The following is a 24559-nucleotide window of genomic DNA, read 5'->3' as shown; positions in this document are numbered from 1 at the left end:
TTCGAGGCNNTGCANAGCATGCGCGCCTCGGTGGGCAGCGCNGACGGCGAGCTCAAGGGCNCNGTCACNGTGGCGGNGACGCTNCCCATCGCCAGNCTNTCCGTGCCCACNACNGTGGANTTTTTGCGGCGTNACCCCGGNGTGCGAGCTNTCGCTNGAGCGNGGNCTCTCNTCNGANGTNCGNNCNAAGGTNGCCGAATCCCGCGTGGATTTCGGCCTTCTGCCGGTCATCGAAAAACCGGGGGACGACCGGCTCGAAGTGGTGTTCAAGGCGAGGCCCCTGCTCGTCATGCACCGCGANAACCCGTGGAACATCCCGCCCGTGCCNGAAATCGAGGATTTGCGGCGCCTGCCCTATGTGGCNTTCGGCAACGACGAGGACCCGGACGACCTNGGCTGCTGGTGCCGCGATNCGGGCATGGGCGACTTCATNCANAAAAANGCGGCCATCCGCGTCAACAATTACCACCTCATCATGCGCTANGTNTGGCAGCGCCTCGGCGTGGCCNTCATGGACGANCTNTGCCTCCAGGNCACNAATTTNGGCGCCGAGTGGGAGCAGATCGGCGCGCGCCCGCTGGATCATCTCTTTCCCAACCGGCTGTACGGCATCCTTGTGCGCCGCCACAAGCATGTCAGCCCGCAGGCGCAGGCCTTCATCGAGGCCCTGCAGAGTTTCTTCCTCTCCCTGCCCACGCTGGACGCGGAGACCATCTGGCGCAATGCCCGCCAGATCTCGGCCGTTCAGGAGGGCGCCAAAGAAAAGGCCGGGCGCAGGGCCCGGCCTGAGAAACGGGGCGCACGGGAAGGCCGGGCGCGCCCCGTGGACGCCTAGAAGACCGCCACGCCGAGGGTGACGACCACAAGCGCCGTGGCAAGCCATGACACCAGGATGACCACCGGCGCGGTGCGCCAGATGGACTTGGCGTTGGCCCACTCGTTGCCGTGCAAGAGAGCCGCGCTGGCGCTGGCCGCCGGCGTGAGGAAGGCGAAGTGGCAGCCCATGACCACCATCATCAGGGCGAGGTCGGGCGCCGCGCCCGAGGCCTGGCAGTAGCTGAGGACGATGGGCATGAGCGCGATGCCCGTGGCGCCGTTGTTCATCACCTGGGTCAGGGCCGTGGCCACGAAGCCGATGATGATGGCGAAGGTGAGCGGGGTGCTGCCGCTGAAGATGGGCTCCATGGCGTTCATGAGGAAGGCGGTGATGCCGCTGTCCGTATGGGCCATGGCCGCGGCGAGCGGCTGCACGATGGCGAGCAGGAGGATGATGCCCCAGGTGACGCCCGAATCCACCATGATCTTGAAGTTGAGCAGGGGCTTGCCGTCCACCCTGATGGCCGCCATGACCGTGACGAGCAGGATGACGATGCCCGTATTGCCGATGGAGCGCAGGAACTTGGTCACAAAGAAGCCCTTGGGCAGGAAGTTGGGCGCGAGCAGCAGGATGACCAGCAGGAAGAGGAAGACGAGGACGAGCTTCTGCACCCTGTTGAGCTTGAGCGCGCCCTCGGTGTCCAGCTTTTCGGCCTCCAGCTTGAGCAGCTTGCTCATGTCGGGCCGGAAGAGATACTTGCCGAGGAGGATGAAGGCCCCGGAGCAGAGCGCGCAGATGGCGAGCGCCACGAGCATGTAGCTCGCGTAGTCGATGGAGACGCCGCTCATGTTCTCGTAGGCGCCGAGCACGGTGAGCGGCACCTGCTTGAAGGGGATGAGCGACATGCCCACCTGGGCCGCGAACACGATGCCGAAGACCATCATGGTCGGGTAGCCCTCGCCCTTCTTGTAGCCGCAGGCGTCACAGACGCCGTAGAGGATGGACCAGCCGATGATGGCCGCCGGCGAGGCCGAGGTGAGGCCACCGAGGATGAAGATGGAGCCCATGAACACATAGGTGAAGAGCCACGGGCGCCCGGCCAGGCACTTGCGGGTGATGAACCAGAGCGAGATGAACTTGGAAAGCCCGTAATAATTGATGGCGGCGCAGAAGACGAAGATGAAGAACATCATCTGCACCATGGGGTCGCCGAAGCTCTTGTTGAGCAGCTGCCCCGGCTTCATGCCGCCGATGAGCATGAGCGCGAGCAGGCCGAGCAGGCTGGGCCAGACGATCTCGATGAATATCCAGCCGTAGAGCACGCCCAGAAAGATGCCGATGAGGTTCATGCCGAGCGGCGTGAGCGGGCCGAAGGGCGTGAGCTGACCAAAACCGAAGGTGATGATCAGGCAGATGGCCGTGTGCACCAGATACATGGGCGAGAGCGGCTTTTTGGCAGCCGCCGCGCCCGCTTGGGGAACGGTTTTTTCTGTCATGAAGAAGACCCTCGCTGCTTCCGCCCGGGGGCGCCGCCGCTGTCCGCATGACGGGGCGCCGCGCTCCGGGCAATGCGCCGGCCGATGCCCATTCGGCCCTGATTTTGTGAAATCCGTATCATGCCGCAGGGGCTGTTCTGTCAAATCGAAAAAAATCCAATGGTGTTTGATTAAATCAAATACTGCGATGGGCGCCCGCGAGGGGGCGGAAAAAACGCCAGACGGCGCTCTTTCGGGGGGGGGGGAAAGAACGCCGCCTTGGGAAATGAGAGACAAGCGCGCTGAGGGAGATATTCCTTAAGCCCGTCTGGAGCGAAGCGGAAGACGGGTGCCTCCACTGGCGCCCGTCACGCGCGGGGATGCGATGCCATGAAGTCGGCGAGCCACTGGTGCCGCTCCAGCACGAGGTTGCGGCCCTCGGCTTTGGCGCGGCGCACTTCCTCGGCATAGAGCGCCAGCGTCTCGGGCGAAAGCGTCTCCAGCTCGCAGCGCAAATAGCGGCGGAAGATGTCCGAGCCGTTGCGCTGGATGCGGTCGGGGCGCTCCCTGGCGGCTTCTTCCAGAAAGGCGTTTTCCGCATCCGCGATCTCGTCGAGCAGCGGGCTCTCCGAAAGCGGGGGCATGCGGTCGTCCATGCGCGCGTATTTTTCGAGCATGAAGTTGCGGCCGCTTTCCTCGGCGGCGCGGAGGTCGTCGAGGTAGGACTTCAGGGTCGCGTCGTCATGGGTGATATGCGCCATGCGGCGCATGACGCGGAAGGTGTCGGGCCGCTGCTGGCAGTCGGCCGTGCCGCCCTCGTTGGGCGTTGCCAGAAACATGGCGAGCTCGCGCTCGATGATCTCGTTGAGCAGTGCCTCGCGTTCGGGGCTCGTTTTCATGGCAGTCTCCTAAAGATTCCGTTCTTCAGCGAGGGCGCGGCGACAAATGTCGAGATTGGCCGCATAGCCGCGGGCTTCGCGGCTTTCGCCCTTGCCGATGGCGCCGTAGATTTCGAGGGCTTCTTCCAGCGCGGTACGGGCTTCGCGCCATTGGCCGTCCTGCGCGAGGGCCACGCCGAGATTGCCGAGGGAAAAGGCGAGGTCTTCCCGGTCGGGCAGCGTGCGGCGAAAGGCCACGGCCTCCCGGTGAAAACCGATGCCGCCCGCCATGTCGCCAAGCTCTTCATGGATGCGGCCGAGATTGTTGAGGCAGGTGCCCACCTGCTGCGGCACCGGGCCTGCCTGCGCCTCCCAGATGGCCTTGGCGCGCAGGATGAGCGCCTCGGCGCGGGCGAAGTCGCGCGCCCGGTATGGCGCGGCGGAAAGCCGGAAGAGCGCGCCCGCAAGCTCGGGCGACTCTGCGCCGTAGAGCCTTTCGGCGAGCCTCGCCGCCTCCTCCCCCGCGGCCGCGCTTTCGTCCGTGGCGCCCGTTTCCGAAAGGGCGAAGCACAGGTTCTGGAGCACATGGCAGCGGAGCGGCAGCAGGGACGCCTCAGCGCCGTTGAGGCTGCCCGCGGCCTCGCGCAGGGCGGCGATGCCCCCGGCCGCATCCCCGAGGGCCACGCGCGCGCGCCCCAGGCCGTCCAGCGCCAGCGCCCGCAGCCGCACGGCCTCGGGCGTGGCATCCCACGCCCCGGCGGTCAGCGCGCCGAGTTCATCGGCTGACTCCCGGAGCTTGCCCTCGCGCATGAGGTCAAGGGCGCTCCGTACGGCCTGCGCCCGCGCTTCCGAACTTTGCTCTGCCATGGCGCTCAGGCTCCTTCTTCCAGCAGGTTGAGGCGGCGGATGTCCGGCTCCCGCACATGGGCCATGATGGCCGGGCCATGCGCCCAGAGCCACGCGCCCGGGGCGTCGCTCACGCCGATGAAGCGCAGGTGGTCGGCCACGTCGGCGCAAAAGGCTTCCACGGGCTCGGCCGCGGCCATGTCTTCCGGGCCGCGCAGTGGATGGGCGGCAAGGCCGTCCAGCACGCGCCCGAGGGAAGCCCCGAGGAGGGGCAGCTCGCGCCCGACCTTGGGGGCCCACTTGTAAAAGGGCATGTAGCGGCGGTTGAGCAAGAAGACGAGGCCCAAGGCCGCTTCCGCAAAGCGCGCGGCCGCCAGCATGGCCGAAGGGCCGTCGCCGCGGCCGAGGGCGCGCGGTAAGTTGTATTGCCCGGCCTGGGCCGCGAGCATGGCCTTTGTCGCCAGCTTTTTCAGCCAGACATCGCGCGGGTAGTAGGCGAGCAGGGCCTCGCGCCAGGCGGTGAAGCGGCCGTCCGCATCCTCGAACACTTCGCCGCTGGTGGCCGCGGCGAGCCTGTGCTCGGGGATGGCGAGCCACTGGCGCCACGTTGCGGGCGGCGTGTCAAGGCCGGTGAAAAAGGCGTAAAAACCCTCGACGGAAAGCGGGCCCACACGACCCTGCCGCGCCTGAGGGGGAAGGCGCGAGGGATAGCCCGTGAACTGCGCGGGCAACGCCGCGAACGCGCGCTCGATGCGCTCGCCTTCGGCGCGCAAGACCTCCCCGGGCAGCCAGAGGCAGAAGGCGGCGCCAAAATCGTGATCCTGCGAGACGGCATCATCGCAGCCGAGGCATTCCGAGCCCTCGCCCGCGAGGCCGGCCGCGGCCTTTGCCATCACATCCGGCATGGCGGCCACGAGCGCCGGGCGCGAGGCCGTGTAATAGGCGCGCGCCAGTTCAAGGCCTGTCATCTTCTGCGCTCCTTTCCCGCTTTTTGCGGGCCCTGCGCGCCGGCTTGGCGCCCCCGCCGAGGCCGCGCACCTTGCGGAAAATGGTGCTCCTGTCCATCTCAAAATGCCGGGCCAGCTCGCCAATGCTGCCGTAACGCCGAAGGCCCGCCTCGAGCACCTGGGCCTCCACTTCCTTCATGATGCTCTTGAGCGAGCGGCCCTCGATGTCGGGCAGGCGAAAGGGCGCGGGCGCGGTGTCGGGCGCCGGCGTTTCCGGTCGGATGCCCGCGAGGTCGGCGGCCTGGATATAGCCGCCCTTGCAGGTGACGAGCAGGCCCTGGATGAGGTTTTCCAGCTCGCGCACATTGCCCGGCCACGCATAGCCGCGCAGGATGTGCTCCACCTCTTCCGAAAGGCGCGCCTTCTTGTGGAAGCGCTTGCCGTAATAGGTGAGGAAGCCCTGGGCCAGCGGCAATATGTCGGCCTTGCGCTTGCGCAGGGGCGGCAGGGTGAGCACCGCCACCTTGAGGCGATAATAGAGGTCGGATCGGAAGCTGCCGCGCTCCAGCTCCTTTTCCAGGTCCTTGTTGGTGGCGGCGATGACGCGCACGTCCACCTTGCGCGGCACGGTGGCGCCCACGCGCAGCACTTCCCAGTCCTGGAGCACGCGCAAAAGCCGCGTCTGCATGGGCATGGGCAGCTCGCCCACCTCGTCGAGGAAGAGGGTGCCGCCGTTGGCGGCCTCCACGAGGCCGGCCTTGCCGTTCTTGCTCGCGCCGGAGAAGCTGCCCGGCACATAGCCGAAAAGCTCGGTCTCGATGAGGTTTTCGGGGATGCTGCCGCAGTCCACCTTGATGAAGGGGGCGTCGGCGCGGCCGCTCAGGTGGTGGATGTGGCGCGCCATGACATCCTTGCCCGTGCCCGTCTCTCCGAGGAGGAGCACCGTGGCGTCCGTGCGGGCGATGTCCGCGGCCTCGCCGTAGAGGCGCTGCATGGCCTGGCTCTGGAGGACGCGCGGATACTGGATGGCGTCGGGCACCGCCGCGTCGCTGTTGAGGGCCTGGAAGGTTTCGAGCAGTTCCTTCTGGGCGGTCACTTCCTCGCGCAGTTCGCTCAAAACGGTGATGTCGCGGATGATGGTGACGACGTAGACCACCTCGCCGGCGTCGTTCTTGATGGGGTAGCCGTCGAGGATGAGGATGCGCCCGTTGTAGAGATGCTGGACGCTCGCCACCTTTTCGCCGCTGTTGACCACCTTGGCGTTGAGCACCACGTCGAAGATGCCGTTCTGGACCATGTCCTGCACGCGCTTTCCGAGAATGTCCTCCTTGGGGATGCCGGTGAGCTCGGAATGGCGCCTGTTGACAAGAACAACGACACCGCGGGCGTCTGTCACGCAGACAGCGTCGCGGAAGGTGTCATAGAGCTGTTCGATGTAGTCCGTAAGCATGGGGGGGGTTATACATGTATCCGGCCTTGCGGCAAAGCCTTTTTCGGGCCGGGCCGTCCGGGTCTGCGGCCGGCGCGCGGCCGGGCACCCCCTCGTGGTGGAGGGGATGCCCGCCGGCCGTGCGCTAGCCTCCGTAGCCGAGCACCCTGGGAAGCCAGGTGGCGATGGAGGGGAAGAAGGTGAAGATGAGGATGGCCACGGTCAGCGCGCCGATGTAGGGGAGTACGGCCACCGAGACCTTTTCCACGGGCAGCTTGGAGAGCCTGGACGCCACAAAGAGGTTCACCCCGAGCGGCGGCGTGAGCATGGCCACGTTGTTGGTGACAACGAGGATGATGCCGAAGTGGATGGGGTCGATGCCGAGCTTGAGGATGAGCGGCAGAAGCACCGGCACGAGGATGATGATGGTGGCCAGCGTCTCGAGGAACATGCCGAGCACATAGAGGATGGCGATGATGAGCAGGAGCACCACTTCGGGCGTGGTGGAGAAGCCCAGCACCAGCGAGACGAGCTTTTGCGGCGCCTCCTCATAGGTGAGAATCTTGCCGAACAGCGTGCTCGCGCCCACGATGAGCAGCACGCCGCCGCAGATGATGGCGCCCTCGATGAGCGACTTGTAGATGTGCTCCCACTTGAGGGCGCGGTTGATGACGATGCCCACGAAAAGCGCCCACACGATGCCCACGATGGAGGCCTCCACCGGGGTGGCCATGCCCGTGTAGATGGAGCCCAGGATGAGCACCGGCGTCAAGAGGGCGAAGATGCACTTGCCGCAGGTGCGCAAAAAGGTGGGCAGGTGGAAGGGCGGGGCGTCCTTGTCGCCGGCGAAGCCGTTTTTCCTGGCGAGCAAATAGGCCGTGCCGCACATGAGGAAGGCCACGATAAAGCCGGGGATGAAGCCCGCGGTGAACATGGCCGTCACCGAGAGGTTGCCCAGGATGGCGTAAATGATCATCGGGTTGGACGGCGGGATGAGCACGCCGATGGTGCCGCCCGACGAGGCCACGGCCGCCGAGTATTCCTTGGAGTAGCCGTTGCGGATCATGGCCGGGATGAGGATGGTGCCCACGGCGGCCACCGTGCCCGGGCCGGAGCCGGAAATGGCCGCGAAGAAGGTGGAGGCGAGCACCGTGGTGATGCCGAGGCCGCCGTAGGAGCGGCCCACGATCTGCTTCACCACGTCCACGATCTGGCCTGTGATGTTGCCGTATTCCATCAGGGTGCCGGCCACCACGAAGCAGGGGATGGCCAGCAGCGGGAAGAGGTTGAGCCCGTCAAAGAGCGTGTTGTGGATGATGGAGAGCGGCAGGATGTCGCTGCACAGGATGGCGGCGATGGCGGAAATGATCAGGCCCATGAAGATGGGCATGCCGATGAGGAAGCACGCGAGCAGCGCGAGCAGGGCGATTTCAAGCGGCGACATCAGACCATCTCCTCGAANTTGACGAGCTCGCTCATGGTGCCGNCCTTCCAGTGNACNTAGTACTGTTCAATGAGNCGCCAGCTCATGAGCGCGAAGCTGAAGGGGATGATGGCCTCCACCCAGGACTTGACGATGCCGAGNGTCGGGGACATCTCGGGAAATTCCAGCCCGTCGAGGATGACCTCNACGCTGTTGATGACGATGAAGATATTGAAGGCGANCCAGATGGCGTCGCANANGGTGAGNAAGAAGAGGCGCCCNCGNGTGTCGAGNTTCAAAAACTGCGCGGTGATGCGCACATGGATGCGCCGCTTGACGCACAGGGCCGCGCCCACATAGACGGCCCAGATGAAGGAATAGCGCGAAAGCTCCTCCGTCCANGCNAGGGCGGAGCCGAANATGAAGCGGATAAAGACCTGGATGATGAGGCAGANGATCATGAGCCCCACNAGNNAGGCGGAGNNCCACTCCTCNAAATTNTCATAGAACAGTCGCAAAAAGNCCATGTNGACATCCCCCNGGGACTCCGCNCGNCNNCCGNCGGCGGACTGAGAAAGGATGCGCGCGGCCGGGNCNNCCCGGTCGCGCGCGGANNCNNCTCTATTGCACGGGCTGCTGGCCCATGGCCTTGAGCGCGGNGTTCACCATGTCCTTGCCGCCNACCTTGTCNTAGAACTGCGGCCAGGTGGANCGNGCCTGCTTTTCCCACTTGGGNAGGTCNGTGGGGGTGCCCTTCACCATGCCGTGCTCCTCGCACTGCTTGAGGGCGAGCTGTTCCTGCTCGGCGATCCAGTTCCACTCATGNTCCAGCGCTTCCTTGGCGGCGCGGTCNACGAGCTCGCGGGTCTTGGGGTCGAGCTTCTNGTACCACTGCTCGGAAACGAGCAGCGGGCCGGTCCAGAGCAGNTAGGGCACGTCGGTGATGTANTTCTGCACTTCCCAGAACTTCTGGTCGCGGTTCACCGCATGNGGGTTTTCCTGGCCGTCGATGACGCCCTGCTGGAGGCCGTTGAAGGTTTCGGACCAGGCNAGCGGATGCGGCTCAACGCCCCAGGAGCGGAAGGCGGCGAGCTGCATTTCCACGGGCGGNACGCGCATCTTCAGNCCCTGGAGNTCNTCGATGGTGTTGATNGGGTGCTTGGAATTGGTCAGNACGCGNTANCCGCCNAGCAGCCAGCCGAGGGGCCGGGTGCGGCTTTCCTTGGCGATCTGGTCNGCNAGCTTNTNGTTGAATTCCTNNTCGCGGAGCAGNGTCTTGGCGTCATCCGTGGTGGGGAAGAGATAGGGCAGNTAGAAGATGCCGGCCGAGGGCGCGAAGGGCGTGACATTGCCCGTGCTCATGACGCCGAGCTGGATCTCGTTGTTGCGCAGCTGNTTCACGTTGGCCTGNTCGTCGCCCATGGANCCGCCGTAGANGGTCTGGACGGTGATCTGGCCGTTGGAATCGCGCTCGACGATCTCCTTGAACTTGTTGATGGCCGTGGTCATCTGGCTGCCTTCGGGGTTGGCCGTGGCTGCCCGGATGGTCTGCTTCTTGTACTCTTCCGCGCCNGCCGTGCNGACGCAGAGGCCGATGACCGCCAATGCGCAGAGAAGAAGNGAACAGCGTTTCATGGGAACCTCGTTTCGGCCGGTCANTTATCCGCCGGGGGAGGAGGCCGTTCCNGGCCCCGGCGGTTTGTGGGCAGGGGCTATTCGAGGCCGAGCAGCCGGGCCGCGTTGTTGTACATGATGTCCTCNCGCACGGCCGGCTCGAAGGGCAGGCGCTTGTACAGNGCGATCTGCTCCTGAAAATCCATGAAGGGCGCGGCGCTGGCGAANAGCAGCTTGTTGCCGATGAGCGTGTTGGCCGCCTTGATNTAGCCTTCGGAGAAGGGCTGCTCCTCNTATTCCGCCAGGTCCATNTAGACNTTGCGGTTGCGGTGCACCACCATGATGGCGTCGTTCACGAAGGGGTAGCCGCCNTGGCTGATGACGATCTTGAGCTGCGGGAAGTCCGCGGCCACNCGGTCGATGTGNCNNGGGTGGGCGTCGTCCATCACNGCGTCGCGCACGAGGGTGNCCGGNCCGGTGGTGATGACGATGGGCACGTCGAGCTCGCAGCACTTGGCGTAAATGGGNTAGTANNTGGCATGGTTGGCCGGGATGCGCGCGAGATAGGGGTCGATGGCGGCGCCGCGCATGCCNTGNGCNACCACCATGTCGGTGAGGGTGGCGAGCGCGTCCATGCCCTTGTGCGGGTCAAGGCCGGCAAANCCGATGAAAAGGTCGGGATAGGCGGCCATGAGNTCAAGGATGCCGGGATTGCTNGACTTGAGGCCATAGGTGGTCTCGGCNTCGCGGCCGGTCACCACGCCCTTGACCACNCCACACCGGCGCATGTCGGCCACGATCTTCTCGATGGGCTCGGGCTTGGCGCGGTCGGCGAACTTGAAGAGCTCGAACATGGGGCTGAACACCCCGTTCTTGGCGAGCATGCCCNGCACGGCCNCGGGCGTGCTGGGGCGGAAGCGAAAGTCAATGATCTTCNNGGCTNTTCCCTGTNTNNGGCNNGCGCCGNGGCCNGNNGGGGCGGATGGGACGAGCGCGAAGCCCTGTGTGTTTGTTCCTTCCCAAGCAGGATTCATGCCTGTTGTGAAAACGCGAACAATTCCTAAGAAGGCTCGCCACGCAAGTCCGCTCCCGTCGGGGAAAATTCGCATCCCGCGCGGGTTTCGGGGCATACGCAGCCACGACGCCCCCACCCGCGCAGATGCCCATGGCAGCAAAACACTCACCGGCGGCGCAGGTCAACCACAGTACCGCATATTCGTGTAACCAATTGAAATAAATTGCTAAAAATACGAAAGCCCCGTGCCCGGGAGTGGCTTTTTTGCACAAGGGAAGTTTTTTATTTTTCTTTGTGATTCAGGAGGGTTGCTTAATAAAACTGGCTGAATGATGCAAAAAAGCACAAACAGGCAGCCCGAGTGTGGAAGAATGCAACATCCTTCCCGCAGGGGTGCCAACACGGCGCCCCAAAATGAATAAGCGCCCGGGAGGGTGCCGCGGGCGCAAGGGGCGGGGAAGGGAAAGGGTGTTTACTGCGCGATGTCGCGCAGGCGGCGCATGATGTCCTCCACGAGGTTGGCGCCTTCCATCTCGTAGATGCGGCCGAGATAGCCGTACTTGGGCTGGCCCATGCGGTGATAGGTCAAAAGCTCGTATTCCACATTGGGGCGGCGGGGCACGAATTCCCGGATGGCCTGGATCTCGGCCTCATTGTCGTTGAAGCCCGGGATCACCGGGGTGCGCGCCCGGATGGGCAAGAGGGGGAAGTCCTCGCAGACGCGGCGGAAATTGTCGAGGATGCGCGCGTTGTCCACGCCGGTGAACTTCTTGTGCAGCGCGGGGTCGAAACACTTGATGTCGAAGATGAGCGCATCCAGCGAGGCGCAGGCTTCGGCGAGGCGTTCATACGGGTAATAGCCGCAGGTCTCGATGGTTGTCTTGATGCGGCGCCGCCTGGCCTCGCGCAGCAGGGCCAGGGCGAAGTCGGGCTGGGCCAGGGCCTCGCCGCCGGAGAGAGTGAGGCCGCCGCCCGAGCGGTTGTAGAAAACGCCGTCTTCCTCCACCTTGTTGAGCACGGCGTCCACGGTCATGCGCTCGCCGTAGACGCTCTGCGAGCCCGAGGGGCAGGCGTCCGCGCAGGCGAAACACTGCTCGCAGGCGCGCGGGTCAAAGGCGATGAGCCCGTTCTTCAGGGTGAGCGCGCCGCTTTTGCAGGCATTGACGCAGCGCCCGCACACCTCGGCCGTGAGGCAGCGCATGGGGTTGAAGGCGTGCTCGGGCTCGTGGCGCTGCGATTCCGGGTTGCTGCACCAGCGGCAGCGCAGGGGGCAGCCCTTGAGGAAGACCAGGGTGCGGATGCCCTTGCCGTCATGGACGCTGAATTTCTGGATATTGAAGACGATGCCGGTAGTTTGCGCGTCGTTCATGCTCGGGCTCCACAGATTGAACGAAGGGGCGCCCCGGGAGCTGCCGGGCCGGCAATCCGCAGGGCGCAAAAGCGGGGGGAGGCGAACCTCCCCCCGGCTGTTGGGAGGACTAGAAGGCGCTGTGCTCGGTGCGGTCGATGATGTCGTTCTGCAGATCGCGGGAGAGATCGCAGAAGTAGGCGCTGTAGCCGGCGATGCGCACGAGCAGGCTGCGGTAGTTGTCCGGCTCCTTCTGGGCGTTGAGCAGGGTCTGCCGGTTGACGATGTTGAACTGCAGGTGCCACAGTTTGAGGTCGCACCAGGTCCTGATGAGGTTGATGATCTTTTCCGTGCCCTCGTCGCCCTCCACGCACTTGGGCGAGAGCTTGATGTTCAGGAGGCGCGAGGCGCGGTTGGTCATGCCGTAGTTCTTGGAATGATAGTTGGAGAGCAGGACGGCGGTGGGGCCGTTCTTGTCCGCGCCGTGCGAGGCCGAGGAGCCGTCGGAAAGGGCGGTCCAGGCGTGGCGGCCGTTGGGCGTGGCCGAGACCACCTTGCCGAAGGGCACATGCGAGGTGATGGGCACATAGCGCACGTCCACATGGACGCCGCGCTCGCGGGTGCTCTTTTCCGCCTCCACCTGGGTGAAGCGGTCAACATCCTTGGCGATGCTGTCGGCATAGGGGTCGTTGTTGCCGTAGCAGGGGGCGTTGCGCAGCATCTCGCGGATGGGCTCGTAGCCCTTGAAGTCTGCCTTGCAGGCGTCGATGACTTCCTTGAGGGTCAGCTTCTTGTCATCGAACACGAGCTTCTTGATGGCCGCGAGCGAGTCCACCACGGTGCCGTAGCCCAGGAACTCGAAGTAGGAGTAGTCCACGCCGCCCGGGATCTTCTCGGTGTGCAGGTCGAGCATGTTCTCCATGCACAGGTCGTGCAGCACGGAGGAGAAGGGCGCCGCGAAGTGCTGGGGCCGCAGGCGGTCCACCACATGCTGCTGCTGGAAGGCCTTGCGCAAGAGGTTCAGGTGCTGGGTCTTGTAGGCGTCGTAGAACTCTTCCCAGGTCTTGAATTCCAGCGGGTCGCCGGTCTCCACGCCGATGAGCTCGTCGCCGTAGTGGAGCATGCGGCCGTTATAGAGCGTCATCTCGAGCGCCGTGGCGAAGTTCACATACACGCAGCCCGAGGTGTAGGTGTCGCGGTTGGGCATGCGCGTCTCGGTGCAGCCGGAAACGGCGTAGTCGAGCGCCTCGTCCATCGGGCAGCCCTTGACCGTGTTCAGGAAGACCACTTCCTCGTCGTTGATGAGCTTGGGGAAGCCGGAGCCGTCCTTCACGGTCAGCGCCACTTCATAGAGGAAGCGCTCGGGCGAACGGGAGTGGATGCGCGCGGCGAGGTCGGGATAGTTGAGCGGGAACTCGCGCTTGGACTCAAGGAAGAGGTAGGTGAGGTCGTTGGTGGCGTCCTCGCCTTCGCGGGTCTGCCCGCCGATGGTCACGGCCTCCCAATGGGCGTAGCCTTCCTGGAATTCCACGCCCGTGGGGTTGATGTAGAGGTCGATGAACTGGGCCATGTCCACCCACATGCACTCCAGCAGCTCCTTGGCCTGCTCCCGGGTGAGGCGGCCTTCCTCGATGTCCTTCTTGTAGAAGGGATAGAGGTACTGGTCCATGCGGCCGTTGGAGATGATGGCGCTGGCCTTCTGCTCCAGCCGCGAGAACATCTGCACGAACCACTGGCTCTGCACGGCCTCGCGGAAGGTGCGCGCCGGATAGGCGGGCACGCGGTCGCAGACCTCGGCGATCTCGAGCAGTTCCTGCTTGCGCTTGGGGTCGGTCTCGTTGGCGGCCATGTTGCGGGCGAGGTCGGCGTGGCGGCGCGCCCAGATCATGATGGCGTCGCAGACGATGATCATGGCTTCGAGGAAGGGCTTTTTCTCCCACAGGTCGACCGAATTGTTGAGGTCGAGGGTGGCGAGCTTGTCCTTGGCCTCCTGCTGGATGGCGAGCATGCCCTTGGTGATGACCTTCTCGTAATCCGGCACCCACTGGAGGGCCGAGCGGTAAGAGGAGGTCTCGCTGACCACGAACTTGGACTTCAGGCCGCGTTCGTCATGGTAGGTGACGTTGCGGATGTCGGCGGGGAGCACGCGGTTGAGGTGTTCGTGGTAGGTCTTGCCCTCCCAGTAGGGGGCGATGTCTTCCATGACCGTCTTGATGTCTTCCTTGGAAATCTGGAAGGGGCTCTTGTCGCGGTGCTCGAGGTCGGCGAGCACTTCGCGGTAAAAGTCGCCGTCGATTTCGGGATAGAGGATGCCGTAACGGCCGAGCTTGCCCACGCGGCCGGCGAGCAGCTGGTCGGGCGTGATCCAGACCGTGATCTTCTCGGCCACGTTCTTGAGCGCCTTGGCCCAGCGCAGGGTGAGCAGCTCGCCCTCGGTCTCGCGCATGGACTCGGTGAAATACTTGGCCCGCTCCACATCCACATGCGGGAGGGTGAACTGGTTGCGCTCAAGGATCTTGTAGATGCGCTCGCGGCCCTCGCGGTTGACGTTCTTGTTGATGACGCGTTCTTCCTGCGGCGACATGCAGCTGCACTGGCTCATAATGGCTTTCTCCTCAGCAGTATCATCTCTGAATACGAACATCCCGGGCGCTTGTGAGAAAACGCCCATGCGCCTCCTCTAAGCATCAGCCATGCCAAGAGGATAACTTGTTGATTTTTCAGGGAGTATGCAGAAAATTCACCGAAAGTGGGCCGCAAATCCACAGGGGGTGGATGGCAAAAAAACACAAAATTTTGTGAATATCCTTATATTCCCCTATGTTATTTCCTGTAGTGCATTTTTACAACAGTTTTTCTGCAACAGTGCGCCGGATGGGGAGGGCCGGCCCCTCAGGCGGCAAGGCCGCGCACGAGCAGCATGACGGCCGAGAGCGCGATCATGAGCAAAAGCAGGCGCCGGAAGAGCAGGGCATCGACCTTGCGCACGATGGGCACGCTGGCCACGATGCCGAGAATGCCGAACAGGCCCCCCAACAGGCCGTCGCGCAGGATCTCCGGGGTATACAGCCCGGCCGCCCACTGCGCCGGCAAGACGCCGAGCATGGTGATGAAGGCGGCGAGATTGGCGCCGCCGATGGTGTTCTCCTTGCTCCAGTGGCGAAGGTAGGCATAGAGCACGAGGGGCGGGCCGCCCATGCCCACGGCGCTCATCATGATGCCCGAAAGAAAGCCGAAGGGCGCGCTCCACCAGCGGGCGAGGGGCGCCTGTGCCACATGGAGCCGCCCGGAAAGGAACTGCCAGAGGAGAAAAAGTACAAGGCTCGCGCCGGCGGCCAGCAGGAGCAGGCGCGGGCCCGCGTGGTTGAGAAAGGCGTTGCCGAGGGGCACACCGGGAAGGCCCGCCAGCCCGAGGCACACTGTTTCCCGCCAGCGGATATCCCGGCGGTAGACGAAACCGAGCCCGAGCAGGATGGCCGCGCCACTCAGGCAGCCGAACAGGATGGCCTCCCGCGCGGGCATGGCGAGGGTGAGCAAGGGGATGGCGAAGAGATTGCCCCCGAAGGAAGTCAGCCCTGTGAGCAGGCCGCCAATAAACCAGATGGTGTTGAAATAGAGAAAGAGCAGGAGAGTCATGGATGCCTCAACGCGCGTGAAAACACGGCCGCCCCCCGGACAGCCCCTCATGAGGCGGCTAGCGGGAAGCGCCGTTATGTGCGTGATGCCGGGGAGGGGTCTCTTCTTCTTTTTTAATTCGCAGCCTTGAACACGGCGCAGGCGTCCTCGCCGCCCAGGCCCTCGGCCTGTGCTTTTTTGAACATGCCGAGGGCATCCTCGGTGAGGCGCGGCTTAAAGCCCCAGGCCCGGGCCATGGCGCAGCCAAGACGCAGATCCTTGGCGGCGAGGTCCACGGCGAAGCGCGGGCTGAAATCATCGGCCGCCATCCATGGGCCGCGCACATCCATCTGGAAGCTGCGGGCGCCGGTATCCTGCAAAAGGGGCAGCAGGGCGTCAGGTTTCATGCCCGCGGCCTGCCCGATGCGCAAACCCTCGGCGAGCACGGCCAGGTTCGCCATGCCGATCATGTTGCTCAAAAGCTTCACTGCACAGGCCGCGTCCACGTTTTCCACGTCATGCGGCTGGCCGATCTTTTCGAGCAGGGGCCAGAGCGTGCCTACCGCAGCCCTGTTCCCGCCCACGAACAGCGGCTCCTCGCGCTTCATGGCCATCTGCGGCGTTTTTCCCACCGTGGCCTGCACATAGGCCACGCCCTTGGCCCCGGCCGCCGCGGCGAGGCTGTTGGCCGTGGCCGGGTCGATGGTGCTGAACTCGAGATGGATGCTGCCCGGGCCCATGGCCGCATACAGGCCCTCTCCCGTGCCGTTCGCGCCCAGCACGGCCTCGCGCACATGCTCGGGCAGGGGCAGGCAGGTGCAAAGCACGTCGCAGTGGGCGAGTTCCTGCACGCTCGTCGCCACTGTGGCGCCCTCCGCGGCGAAGGCGGCGGCGCATTCGGGGCGGCGCGTGAAGACGGTGAGCTCTTCGCCCGCGAGCAGGATATTCCGCGCCAGCGGCGCGCCCATATTGCCAAGACCGAGGAATGAGAAGCGCATTTCCCCTCCAACAAAGAGCCCGCCCGGCGGCGGGGTTGGCGGCCTTCCGCGGCCAGTTGCGCGCAGGCGCGCACGCTCGCCCACGCGGAGGCAAGGGCCGCATGGGGGCGCGGAAAGCGAGCGAGTTTTGCGCAAACCCATGTGCACTATCCATGCCAGTTCGGGGCCACGTCGGGGACAGTGCGGGCGCCGGCAAGGCGCGATTTTTCCTTTTGCCCCTCCCCCTGGCCTCTTGGCACGGCCTATGCTTTATCCTGTATACCGCGGGTGAAAATTTCCCCGCGCCGGGCAAAAAATTATACAGGGAAACAGGCCGGCCGGCCGGGGGCAAGAGGGAAGAGGCAAGCCCCGGGCCGCACAAACCGGCATGGTTGGAGGAAATATCATGAGCAGCTTTGTGTTTTGTATGATTTTTATACAGGTGAGCATTTTTTTTATAGCCGGCTTTCTCGGGCTCACGTCGCTCTATTATGTGCTGCGTGACCGGCGCCAGGCTGTGGCCCTGTCCGCGCGCAGCGTGAGCCGCAACCGCTTCCGCCAGCGTCGCACCGGCCTTCTGCCTTCGGATCTTTCACTTTCCGGCCGCCCGTAGACGGCCGTGATATAAAGGAGCACCCCATGCGCATGGACGCTGCATACAGTGCCACCACGATGGATACCGGGAGAAGGGCTTTTCTCGCCGCTCCCGCCATGAATACCGATCTCACTCTGGAAGCCATTGACCGCAAGCACGCACGCCGGGAGGGCGCCATGTTTAAGAGCAACGACGCGTCGCGCAGGCTGCGGAGATATACCCTCGGCGCCGCTCTTGCCGTATTGGCGCTGTTCCTGACGCCCGCCCTGCTCGGGCAGCAGTCGGTCGCCGCCGGGCATGCCGCGATGACGCCCCGCATCGAGCAAAGGGCCGCGGCTCCGCAGACCGCTCCGGCGCCCCTTGCGCCGGCCACCGCGGCGCAGGAGGACGCCACGCAGGCCCCGGCGGCTTTTTCGGATGCCCTGGCCGCCGCCCCCGCGGGCGCGCAGTGCAACATGGAAGCCCATTCGTGCAGCGTGCCCAGCGCTGCGGGCGTGCAGGCCCTGAACCCTGGCGAAACGGCCGTTGCCTTCGGTTTTTCGCAGACCATGCGCGGCGCCAGCCATAACGAGCGCCTGTAATATCTCAGGTTTTCGGCACAGATATACAGAAAGGGCCGTCCCTTGGGGCGGCCCTTTCACGTGCGCGGCGCCGGCGGACCGCTCAGTTTTCTTTATGCCCCGCGGCCACCAGGCCGAGCCCTTCAAAAATCTCGTAGATGCCGAAGCCGTACCAGAGCGTATAGAGCACATAAAAGGCCAGAAGCCCGCAGACGAGCAGGATATGCGCGGACATGTCCGCGGGCTCGATGCCGTAGAAGTTGTTGCCCGGCTCGATGGCGCGGGTGAGCACCTGATCCACGGCCTTGGCGTCGGCCACGCGCTGCTGCTTTTGCAGTTCCTGGATGCAGGGCTTGAGCAGATACCACCACGCGGAGGCCACTTCGAGCGCGGGCGCGCCGCCGCTCCTGTCGCTCACGGCCTGTCCGTCATTGCGGTAAAGGAGGTCCGCGTCGTCCGTGGCCGCCAGCAGGATACGGCCGAGATCGCCCGTGAAGGCGAGTGTCGCGCCCTGCGCCTCCACCGGGGATGCCCCGGCACCCGCGAGCAGGCTTTGGGCGAGCGGCGCGAGCCCGGGCCTTTGCAGCGTCACCCGCAGGCTGACCACGCTGCCCATGAGCGGCACTATATCCTCCCGCACGGCCGGTATAAAATAGGAAGAACCCTTGGACAGTTCGTTGAAAGTCTTGTCCGCGTACTGCAGCCCCGTGAGGCGCTGCCCGTGTTCGCCCGGCAAAAGCGGCGTCAGGATGAGCCAGAACAGCACGGCAAAGCTGCCGAGCAGGGCGGTCCCTTTCAGGAAAGGCTTTTTGTTTCTCACAATGCCGGCCATCACGCATCCCCCCGCAGTTTGCCCATGTTCAGGAAGAACTTGCTGCATACCCACAGGCCGAAAAAGGCCACCACCGCCCAGAACACCACATTGCCCACGGCCTCGATGCCGTTGACGAGGGCGCCCGGGAGGCTCAGGAACTCCAGCTCTACCAGCTTCTTTGGCAGTGTGGCGGCGCGGTTGATGAAGCCCGCGATGATGGAGACGGCGTAAAAACCCTTGATCTGGTTCGCCTTGACCACCGAGGTGGTGAGCGCGCCCACCTGGATGCCCAAAAGCGAGCCCAGGAGCATGCCGATGGCGAGCGTGTAAAACACATAGCCGTAAACGGCGTACTGCCCCACGGCCGCGAAGCCAGCGGTGAAGATGATCTGGAAAATATCCGTGCCCACGGTGGTCATGGACGACACACCGAACACATAGACGAACATGGGGAAGGTGACGAAGCCGCCGCCCACGCCCATGATGGCCGCGAGAAAACCCACAAACACGCCGCCGCCGGCGACGATCCATGCGGAGATGCGCCTGCCGCCCGGGGTGGCGTGGCCGTCAAAGGGGATCATGGGCGGCAGGATGATGGCCTGCATTCGCCGCGCGATGCCGGTGAGGCCGGTGTTTTCCGCCGCGCTTTCTGCCTGCTGCGAGGGCGCCGTCCGGCGGCAGCGCAAATAGTCCGTCAGGGCGTAAAAGCCGAGGAAGCCGAGCAAAACCGCATAGATCGAGCTGATGAAAAGGTCGGAGAGCAGGGGATTGAGGTCATAGAGGCCCTTGTTGAGAGCCCCCCCGATGAAGGTGCCCAGAATGGAGCCGGCCAGGAAGCTGAAGGCAAGGCTCATGGAGACATTGCCGAGCTTCCTGTGGATGGCCGTCCCCATGATGGCCTTGGCGAAAATATGGAAGAGGTCCGTGCCCACGGCCAAAATGCCCTTGACGCCCACGGCCATGAGCGCGGGCGTGATGATGAAGCCGCCGCCGGCGCCGATGCAGCCGGTGATGAGCCCGGCGGCCACGCCCACGCCGATGGCCGCGAGGAAGATGGGCAGCGTGTAGAAGGCCGGGGCATAGGCGGCGTGCCCGCCAAGGATCTCATGCGGGTCATACGCCTCCGCGATGCAGCAGAGAAAGATGGGCGCGGCCAGCGCAAGAACGAGGAGCAGCTTCTTGCGGTTTTTCAGGATGGAGGTGGAGACTTCAAAATCCCAGCGGGCATAGGCCGCGCTGCCGGCAAGGAGAAATTCATAGAGTTGTCGCCCAAAACCCATGATGCCAGGCCCTCCCTGCCGCAAATGGATGCGGTGGCGGATTCGCAGGTTTTTTAACGCAAGGGTATGTGCTTTTCATCGCAAGCCTAACAGGCGAAAGGCTTTTTGTCAGCAAGGGGTGAGGGCTGCACGGGACAGGCCTGCGGGATTTTTCGCGCAGGGTATTGATAATTCTAGAAAAAATAAGTTTTGAAATTTCAGGGCTTGCCAGCTGGTCGGCGCTGCGCTGTGGGCAGGGGGGCAAACTGTTGATGTGCCGGTACACGCAGGAGGAAATTTCGGCAATCATCGCCTCGGTCTCGGCGTCGGAAGCCCACGAGTCCTTGATGAACACGGCGATGACATAGTGGCGCCCGTCAGGCAAAAGGACAAAGCCCGCGTCATTGAGGGCCATAAGGCGCCCGTCGGGGTCCCGGTCGCTGGTGCCGGTTTTGTGGCCCAGACTGGCGCCCGTCCCGGCCAGCGGACGGGCCAGCCGGTTCGCGCCAGTGGTGCAGCCAATCATGGTGGCCTTGATGAAGTCATGCTGCGCCGCCGGCAGGATGTTCTCCGTGAGGAAGCGCTCCAAAAGGCGCGCCATGGCGAGCGGTGTTGTCCAGTTATCGCGGCAGCGTGTGAGGTCGGCGTGCATGTCGGCCTCGGTGGCGCTGATGGCGCAGTCACGGATGCCGAGTCCGTGGATATAAGCCTCGGTGTCTTTCACCGAACAGATGCGGTCGAAGAGGATGTCGCAGGCATTGTTGTCCGACTCTTGGAGCGTGAGGCGGAGGAGTTCCTCAACAGGGATGGCGAAGTTTCCCTCCGGGCGTGCGTCTCGCAAAGGACTCCAGGTATTTTGGGGCAAGTCCCTTTTTGTGACCCAAATTTCCGTTTCCAGCGGCATGCCCTGTGCCGCCATCCGGTCGGCCAGCGCCAGGGCCTGATGGAACTTGAACACGCTCATGAGCGGGAAGCGCTGGTCATTGTTGACCGTGACAGTCTCCGTGCCGTCGATGATGACCGCCACCCCGACGGTAGCGGGCATCTTTGCCGTCAGAGTTTCCAGTTGCCGCTTCAGGTCTGTCTCGGCCCGCGGGGCGAGCGGCTGGAAGAGGACGAGCGCAAGCACGAGGAAGAAACGGAACATGACGATTCCCTTGCGGAGTTCTGGCAGGCGTGGCCGGCTTTTCCCGGCCACGCCTGTGAGGGAGGAGAAGCTAGATCTTGTTGGCCTGCTTGCCGTCGAGCCATGCGAAGAGGTTGGCGAAGGCGATCTTGGCCCGCTCCTCCAGCGATTCCTGCGAATAGAAGGCGAGATGCGGCGTCAGGATGATGTGCTTGCAGTGCAGGAGCGGATAGTCGGGCGGCAGCGGCGGCTCCATGTCGAACACGTCGCAGGCCGCGCCAGCGATGGTGCCGGCGTTGAGCGCCTCCGCGAGGGCCTTGTTGTCCACCACCGGGCCGCGCGCGGTGTTGATGAGCAGGGCGGTCTTCTTCATCATGGCAAGTTGCGGCGCGCCGATAAGCCCCTTGGTCTCGGGCGTGAGCGGGCAATGGAGCGAAACGATGTCCGAGCGGCGCAAAAGTTCGTCAAGGCTCACGCTTTCGTCGATGGCCGGGTCGGCGACCGGGCGGCGGTTGTGGGCCAGCACCGTGCAGCCGAAGGCCTTGCAGAGCGCGGCCAGCCGCTTGCCGATGGCGCCCGCGCCGATGATGCCCACGGTCTTGCCCTGGAGCAAATTGGCGCCAAGGCCCGCCTTGGTGCCCCCTTCGCGCACGCGGCGCTCGGCCTCGCCCAGGTGGCGCAAGAGCTGGATCATGAGGCTGATGCAAAGCTCTGCCACGGACTCGTCGGCATAGCCCGAGGCGTTGGAAATGGCGATGCCGCGCTTTCGCGCGTCCGCCACCGGGATATGGTCCACCCCGGTGAAGGCCACGTCGATGAACTTCACGTCCGGCGCAGCCGCCAGCACTTCGGCCGGGAGCGGCATATTGGCGAGCATGAGGACATCCGCGTCCCGCGTCTCGGCCTTGAGCCGCTCCGCGTCGGTGGTTTTCTCAAAGCTGGTGAACTCATGCCCCAGGGCGCGCAGCCTGGCGGCATTTTCTTCCACAAGCTCGGGGGAGCAGCCGAGGTTTTCCATAAGGACGATGCGCATGTCGCTCTCCTTCAGTTGGGGTTGATGGCGTAAAATCTGTCGGCGTAGCCGGCCACGAAGAGGATGAGGATGAGGCACGGCAAAAGCCACGTCAGGTAGAAGCGCAGGCAGCGCGGGAATTTCAGGCCCTGGCCCTGGTCGGCTTCGCCGATGAAGTTGTTCCAGCCCCAGCCGCGGCGCCAGCAGCAGAAAAAGAGGAAGAGGAGGCCGCCCAGCGGGAGCACATTGTTGCTGACGAGAAAATCCTCGAAATCGAGGATGGTGCTCCCCGCGCCCAGGGGCTGGATGCCGGAGAGCAGGTTGAAGCCCAGCGCGCACGGCAGCGAGAGCAGCCACATCACGCAGGCGTGAAGCGCGGTGGCGCGCTTGCGCGGCATGCCCCACACGTCCACGCTGTAGGAGATGATGTTCTCGAACACCGCGATGACCGTGGAGAGCGAGGCGAAGGCGAGGAAGATGAAGAACAGCGTGCCCCAGAGGCGGCCGCCCTCCATGTGCTCGAAAATATTGGGCAGGGTCACGAAGACGAGGCCCGGGCCGGAACCCGGCGCCACGCCGAAGGAGAAGCACGCCGGGAAGATGATGAGCCCGGCCATGAGGCCCACCATGGTGTCGAGACCCATGATCCACAGGGCTTCGCCGGTGAGCGAGCGGTCCTTGGGCTGGTAGCTCCCGAAGATGGTCATGGAGCCGATGCCCACGGAAAGCGCGAAAAAGGCCTGCCCCATGGCCGCGTTGCAGACATTGAAAAAGCCCACCTCGCGGAATTTCTCCAGGTCCGGCATGAGGTAGAAGCGCACGCCGCTCCCGGCGTCGGGCAAAAGCAGGGCGCGGACGACGAGCACCACGAGGATGAGCAGGAGCCCGAGCATCATGCCCTTGACCACGCGCTCCACGCCCCTGCGCACGCCCATGGCGCACACGGCGAAGCCGAGCGCCACGGCCACGCTCATGCCGATGACCTGGGTGGCCGCGTCGCCGAGGGCGCCGTTAAAGAAGGCCCCCACGCCCTCGGGCGTGAGCCCGGCGAGCGAGCCCGACACCTCGAACCAGCAATAGGAGAGCATCCAGCCCGTGACCGTGGTGTAAAACATCATGAGCAGGTAGCTCCCCACAAGCGCCACCCAGCCGAAGCGGTGCCACGAGGTGCCCTCGGGCGCGAGCTTTTTCAGGGCGAGGCCCATGTTGAGGCGCGAGGCGCGGCCGACGGCGAATTCCATGATCATGATGGGCAGGATGGCGAAGAGGAAGAAGATATAGACGAGCACGAAGATGGCGCCGCCAAAGGCCCCGGTGATGAAGGGGAAGCGCCACACGTTGCCGAGCCCTATGGCGCAGCCCGCCGAAAGCAGGAGAAAGCCGAGGCGGCTCCCGAGCATCTCGCGGCCGGCGCGGCCGCCCGTGCCGCTCCCCGCGGCGTTGCTGTCCATGATGGAGTCCCCCCTTGATACTGAAAAGCGGTGCCCGCGCCCTACTGGAGCCTGAGGGCGAAATTGACGGCGAAGCAGACCGCGATGGCGCACATGACGGGCTGCACGTCCCGGAAGCGCCCGGTGAGGGCCTTGAGGCCCACGAAACTCACGAAGCCGAAGCCGAAGCCCGTGGCGATATTGAAGGTCAGCGGCATGGAGATGATGGTCAGGAAGGCGGGCAGCGCCACGGTGAAGTCATTGAAACGGATGCGGCCGACCTCCTGCATCATGAGCGCGCCCACGATGATGAGCACGGGTGCCGTGGCGAAGGCGGGCACGAGGCTCACCAGCGGCATAAGGAAGAGCGAGAGCAAAAAGAGCGCTGCGATGACCACTGCCGTGAGCCCGGTGCGCCCGCCCGCGGCCACGCCCGCGGCGCATTCGAGGTAGCTCGTGGCCGTGGTGGTGCCGAGGAGCGCGCTCGCCATGGTGGCGCAGGAATCCGTCATCAGGGCGCGGTCAAGCCCGCGGATATGGCCGTCCGGCTGCATGAAGCCCGCCTTTTGCGCAAGCCCGATGAGGACGCCCATGTTGTCGAAAAGGTCCACCATGGTGAGCGTGAAGATGATGGAAAAGAGCCCGTGGGAGAGCGCGCCCGGAAGATCCATCTGAAGGAAGAGGCCGCTTGGGAAGAGCGCGCCCGTGCCCTGTGAGAAGGTGGCCGCCGAGGGCGCGGGTGTCACCCCGAGGGCCATGCCGGCCACTGTCACGGCGAGGATGCCGATGATCATGGCGCCCGTGACGCGCAGGGCCATGAGCGCCCCGATGAGGAAGATGCCGGCCACGGCCAGCAGGGTGGCGGGCTGGCTAAGGTCGCCCAGGGTCACGAAGGTGGAGGGCGAGGCCACCACCATGCCGCAATTCTTCATGCCGATGAAGGCGATGAAGGCGCCGATGCCCACCACGATGGCGTATTTCAAGTCCATGGGCACCGCGTCGATGATCATCTGCCGAAGGCGCGTCACCGTGAGCAACAGGAAGATGACGCCCGAGATGAACACCGCGCCGAGGCCCGTCTGCCAGGTGTAGCCCGCGGGCCCGCACACATAGTAGGCGAAAAAGGCCGAGATGCCGAGGCCCGGCGCCACGGCCACGGGAAAGCCGGCCCACAGCCCCATGGCGAGCGTGGCGAGCACGGTCACCCAGACCACGGCGGGCGCGGTCTCGGCCACGGGGATGCCGGCGTCGGCCAGCATGCCCGGCACCACGAAGAGGATGTAGCACATGGCCATGAAGGTGGTGAGCCCGGCCAGGCATTCCGTTTTCACGGTGGTACCGTTTTCGCTGAGATGAAACAGGCGTTCGAGCAGCTGCAT

At 64.6% G+C, this 24559-nt stretch carries 21 protein-coding genes and 1 pseudogene; 3 read left to right on the top strand and 19 right to left on the bottom strand.

Annotated elements, in window-relative coordinates:
- Positions 1–185 precede the first annotated feature (185 nt).
- Positions 186–835: pseudogene (locus tag HDR50_RS12445) on the top strand (LysR family transcriptional regulator substrate-binding protein); the annotation flags it as partial.
- On the opposite strand, the gene HDR50_RS06515 reads toward HDR50_RS12445, so the two are convergent.
- The 13 genes from HDR50_RS06515 to HDR50_RS06455 form a co-directional block, all read right to left on the bottom strand.
- Positions 832–2313, bottom strand: coding sequence for an SLC13 family permease (locus HDR50_RS06515; RefSeq protein WP_291357050.1), 1482 nt, complete (start codon positions 2311–2313; stop codon positions 832–834). The pseudogene HDR50_RS12445 and the gene HDR50_RS06515 sit on opposite strands and share 4 nt — an antisense overlap.
- A gap of 347 nt (positions 2314–2660) precedes the next feature.
- The gene (locus HDR50_RS06510; protein ID WP_291357049.1) at positions 2661–3191 is read right to left on the bottom strand and encodes a DUF4125 family protein; all 531 of its coding nucleotides are present in this window, start codon (positions 3189–3191) and stop codon (positions 2661–2663) included.
- Positions 3192–3200: 9 nt separating this feature from the next.
- Positions 3201–4037: a tetratricopeptide repeat protein gene (locus HDR50_RS06505; RefSeq protein ID WP_291357047.1), complete on the bottom strand. Its 837-nt coding sequence runs from the start codon at positions 4035–4037 to the stop codon at positions 3201–3203.
- Positions 4038–4042: 5 nt separating this feature from the next.
- Positions 4043–4984, bottom strand: coding sequence for a DUF4037 domain-containing protein (locus HDR50_RS06500; protein ID WP_291357045.1), 942 nt, complete (start codon positions 4982–4984; stop codon positions 4043–4045).
- Positions 4971–6413 carry a sigma 54-interacting transcriptional regulator gene (locus HDR50_RS06495; protein WP_291357043.1) on the bottom strand — a complete coding sequence of 481 codons (1443 nt, stop codon included), beginning with the start codon at positions 6411–6413 and terminating at the stop codon, positions 4971–4973. The genes HDR50_RS06500 and HDR50_RS06495 overlap by 14 nt, the downstream gene beginning before the upstream one ends.
- Before the next feature lie 124 nt (positions 6414–6537).
- Entirely contained in the window at positions 6538–7836 is a 1299-nt protein-coding gene (locus HDR50_RS06490; RefSeq protein WP_291357041.1) for a TRAP transporter large permease, read from the bottom strand.
- On the bottom strand, positions 7836–8276 hold the full coding sequence (locus tag HDR50_RS06485; RefSeq protein ID WP_291357039.1) for a TRAP transporter small permease subunit: 441 nt from the start codon (positions 8274–8276) through the stop codon (positions 7836–7838). Before HDR50_RS06485 ends, HDR50_RS06490 begins: the two co-directional genes overlap by 1 nt.
- Positions 8277–8436: 160 nt before the next feature.
- On the bottom strand, positions 8437–9450 hold the full coding sequence (locus HDR50_RS06480) for a TRAP transporter substrate-binding protein (RefSeq protein WP_291357038.1): 1014 nt from the start codon (positions 9448–9450) through the stop codon (positions 8437–8439).
- A gap of 77 nt (positions 9451–9527) precedes the next feature.
- Positions 9528–10313: an amidohydrolase family protein gene (locus HDR50_RS06475; protein ID WP_291357036.1), complete on the bottom strand. Its 786-nt coding sequence runs from the start codon at positions 10311–10313 to the stop codon at positions 9528–9530.
- Positions 10314–10916: 603 nt separating this feature from the next.
- Positions 10917–11813 carry a glycyl-radical enzyme activating protein gene (locus HDR50_RS06470; protein WP_291357034.1) on the bottom strand — a complete coding sequence of 299 codons (897 nt, stop codon included), beginning with the start codon at positions 11811–11813 and terminating at the stop codon, positions 10917–10919.
- A gap of 109 nt (positions 11814–11922) precedes the next feature.
- Positions 11923–14394, bottom strand: a complete 2472-nt coding sequence (locus tag HDR50_RS06465) for a glycyl radical protein (RefSeq protein ID WP_291357032.1) — start codon at positions 14392–14394, stop codon at positions 11923–11925.
- A 290-nt stretch (positions 14395–14684) separates the two neighbouring features.
- On the bottom strand, positions 14685–15428 hold the full coding sequence (locus HDR50_RS06460; protein WP_291357030.1) for a sulfite exporter TauE/SafE family protein: 744 nt from the start codon (positions 15426–15428) through the stop codon (positions 14685–14687).
- A gap of 113 nt (positions 15429–15541) precedes the next feature.
- Positions 15542–16405, bottom strand: a complete 864-nt coding sequence (locus tag HDR50_RS06455) for an NAD(P)-dependent oxidoreductase (RefSeq protein ID WP_291357028.1) — start codon at positions 16403–16405, stop codon at positions 15542–15544.
- A gap of 385 nt (positions 16406–16790) precedes the next feature.
- Here HDR50_RS06455 and HDR50_RS06450 point away from each other — a divergent pair, with 385 nt between their 5' ends.
- Positions 16791–16997, top strand: coding sequence for a hypothetical protein (locus tag HDR50_RS06450; protein WP_291357026.1), 207 nt, complete (start codon positions 16791–16793; stop codon positions 16995–16997).
- 26 nt (positions 16998–17023) lie between these two features.
- Positions 17024–17560 (top strand): hypothetical protein, encoded by a 537-nt coding sequence (locus HDR50_RS06445; protein WP_291357024.1) that lies wholly within the window; start codon positions 17024–17026, stop codon positions 17558–17560.
- A gap of 82 nt (positions 17561–17642) precedes the next feature.
- Here the strand turns inward: HDR50_RS06445 and HDR50_RS06440 are convergent, their stop codons facing one another.
- The 6 genes from HDR50_RS06440 to HDR50_RS06415 form a co-directional block, all read right to left on the bottom strand.
- The gene (locus tag HDR50_RS06440; RefSeq protein ID WP_291357022.1) at positions 17643–18371 is read right to left on the bottom strand and encodes a hypothetical protein; all 729 of its coding nucleotides are present in this window, start codon (positions 18369–18371) and stop codon (positions 17643–17645) included.
- The gene (locus tag HDR50_RS06435) at positions 18371–19633 is read right to left on the bottom strand and encodes a sulfite exporter TauE/SafE family protein (protein ID WP_291357020.1); all 1263 of its coding nucleotides are present in this window, start codon (positions 19631–19633) and stop codon (positions 18371–18373) included. Before HDR50_RS06435 ends, HDR50_RS06440 begins: the two co-directional genes overlap by 1 nt.
- Positions 19608–20759 (bottom strand): class A beta-lactamase, encoded by a 1152-nt coding sequence (bla, locus tag HDR50_RS06430; protein ID WP_291357018.1) that lies wholly within the window; start codon positions 20757–20759, stop codon positions 19608–19610. Before bla ends, HDR50_RS06435 begins: the two co-directional genes overlap by 26 nt.
- Positions 20760–20829: 70 nt before the next feature.
- The gene (locus HDR50_RS06425; RefSeq protein ID WP_291357016.1) at positions 20830–21771 is read right to left on the bottom strand and encodes an NAD(P)-dependent oxidoreductase; all 942 of its coding nucleotides are present in this window, start codon (positions 21769–21771) and stop codon (positions 20830–20832) included.
- Positions 21772–21782: 11 nt separating this feature from the next.
- Positions 21783–23201, bottom strand: a complete 1419-nt coding sequence (locus tag HDR50_RS06420) for a sodium-dependent transporter (protein WP_291357014.1) — start codon at positions 23199–23201, stop codon at positions 21783–21785.
- 41 nt (positions 23202–23242) lie between these two features.
- The gene (locus tag HDR50_RS06415; protein WP_291357012.1) at positions 23243–24559 is read right to left on the bottom strand and encodes an NCS2 family permease; all 1317 of its coding nucleotides are present in this window, start codon (positions 24557–24559) and stop codon (positions 23243–23245) included.

Source organism: Desulfovibrio sp. (genome assembly GCF_014803725.1).
In the GTDB taxonomy this organism is placed as follows: Bacteria; Desulfobacterota; Desulfovibrionia; order Desulfovibrionales; family Desulfovibrionaceae; genus Desulfovibrio.
This window is presented reverse-complemented; position numbering and strand designations above follow the sequence as displayed.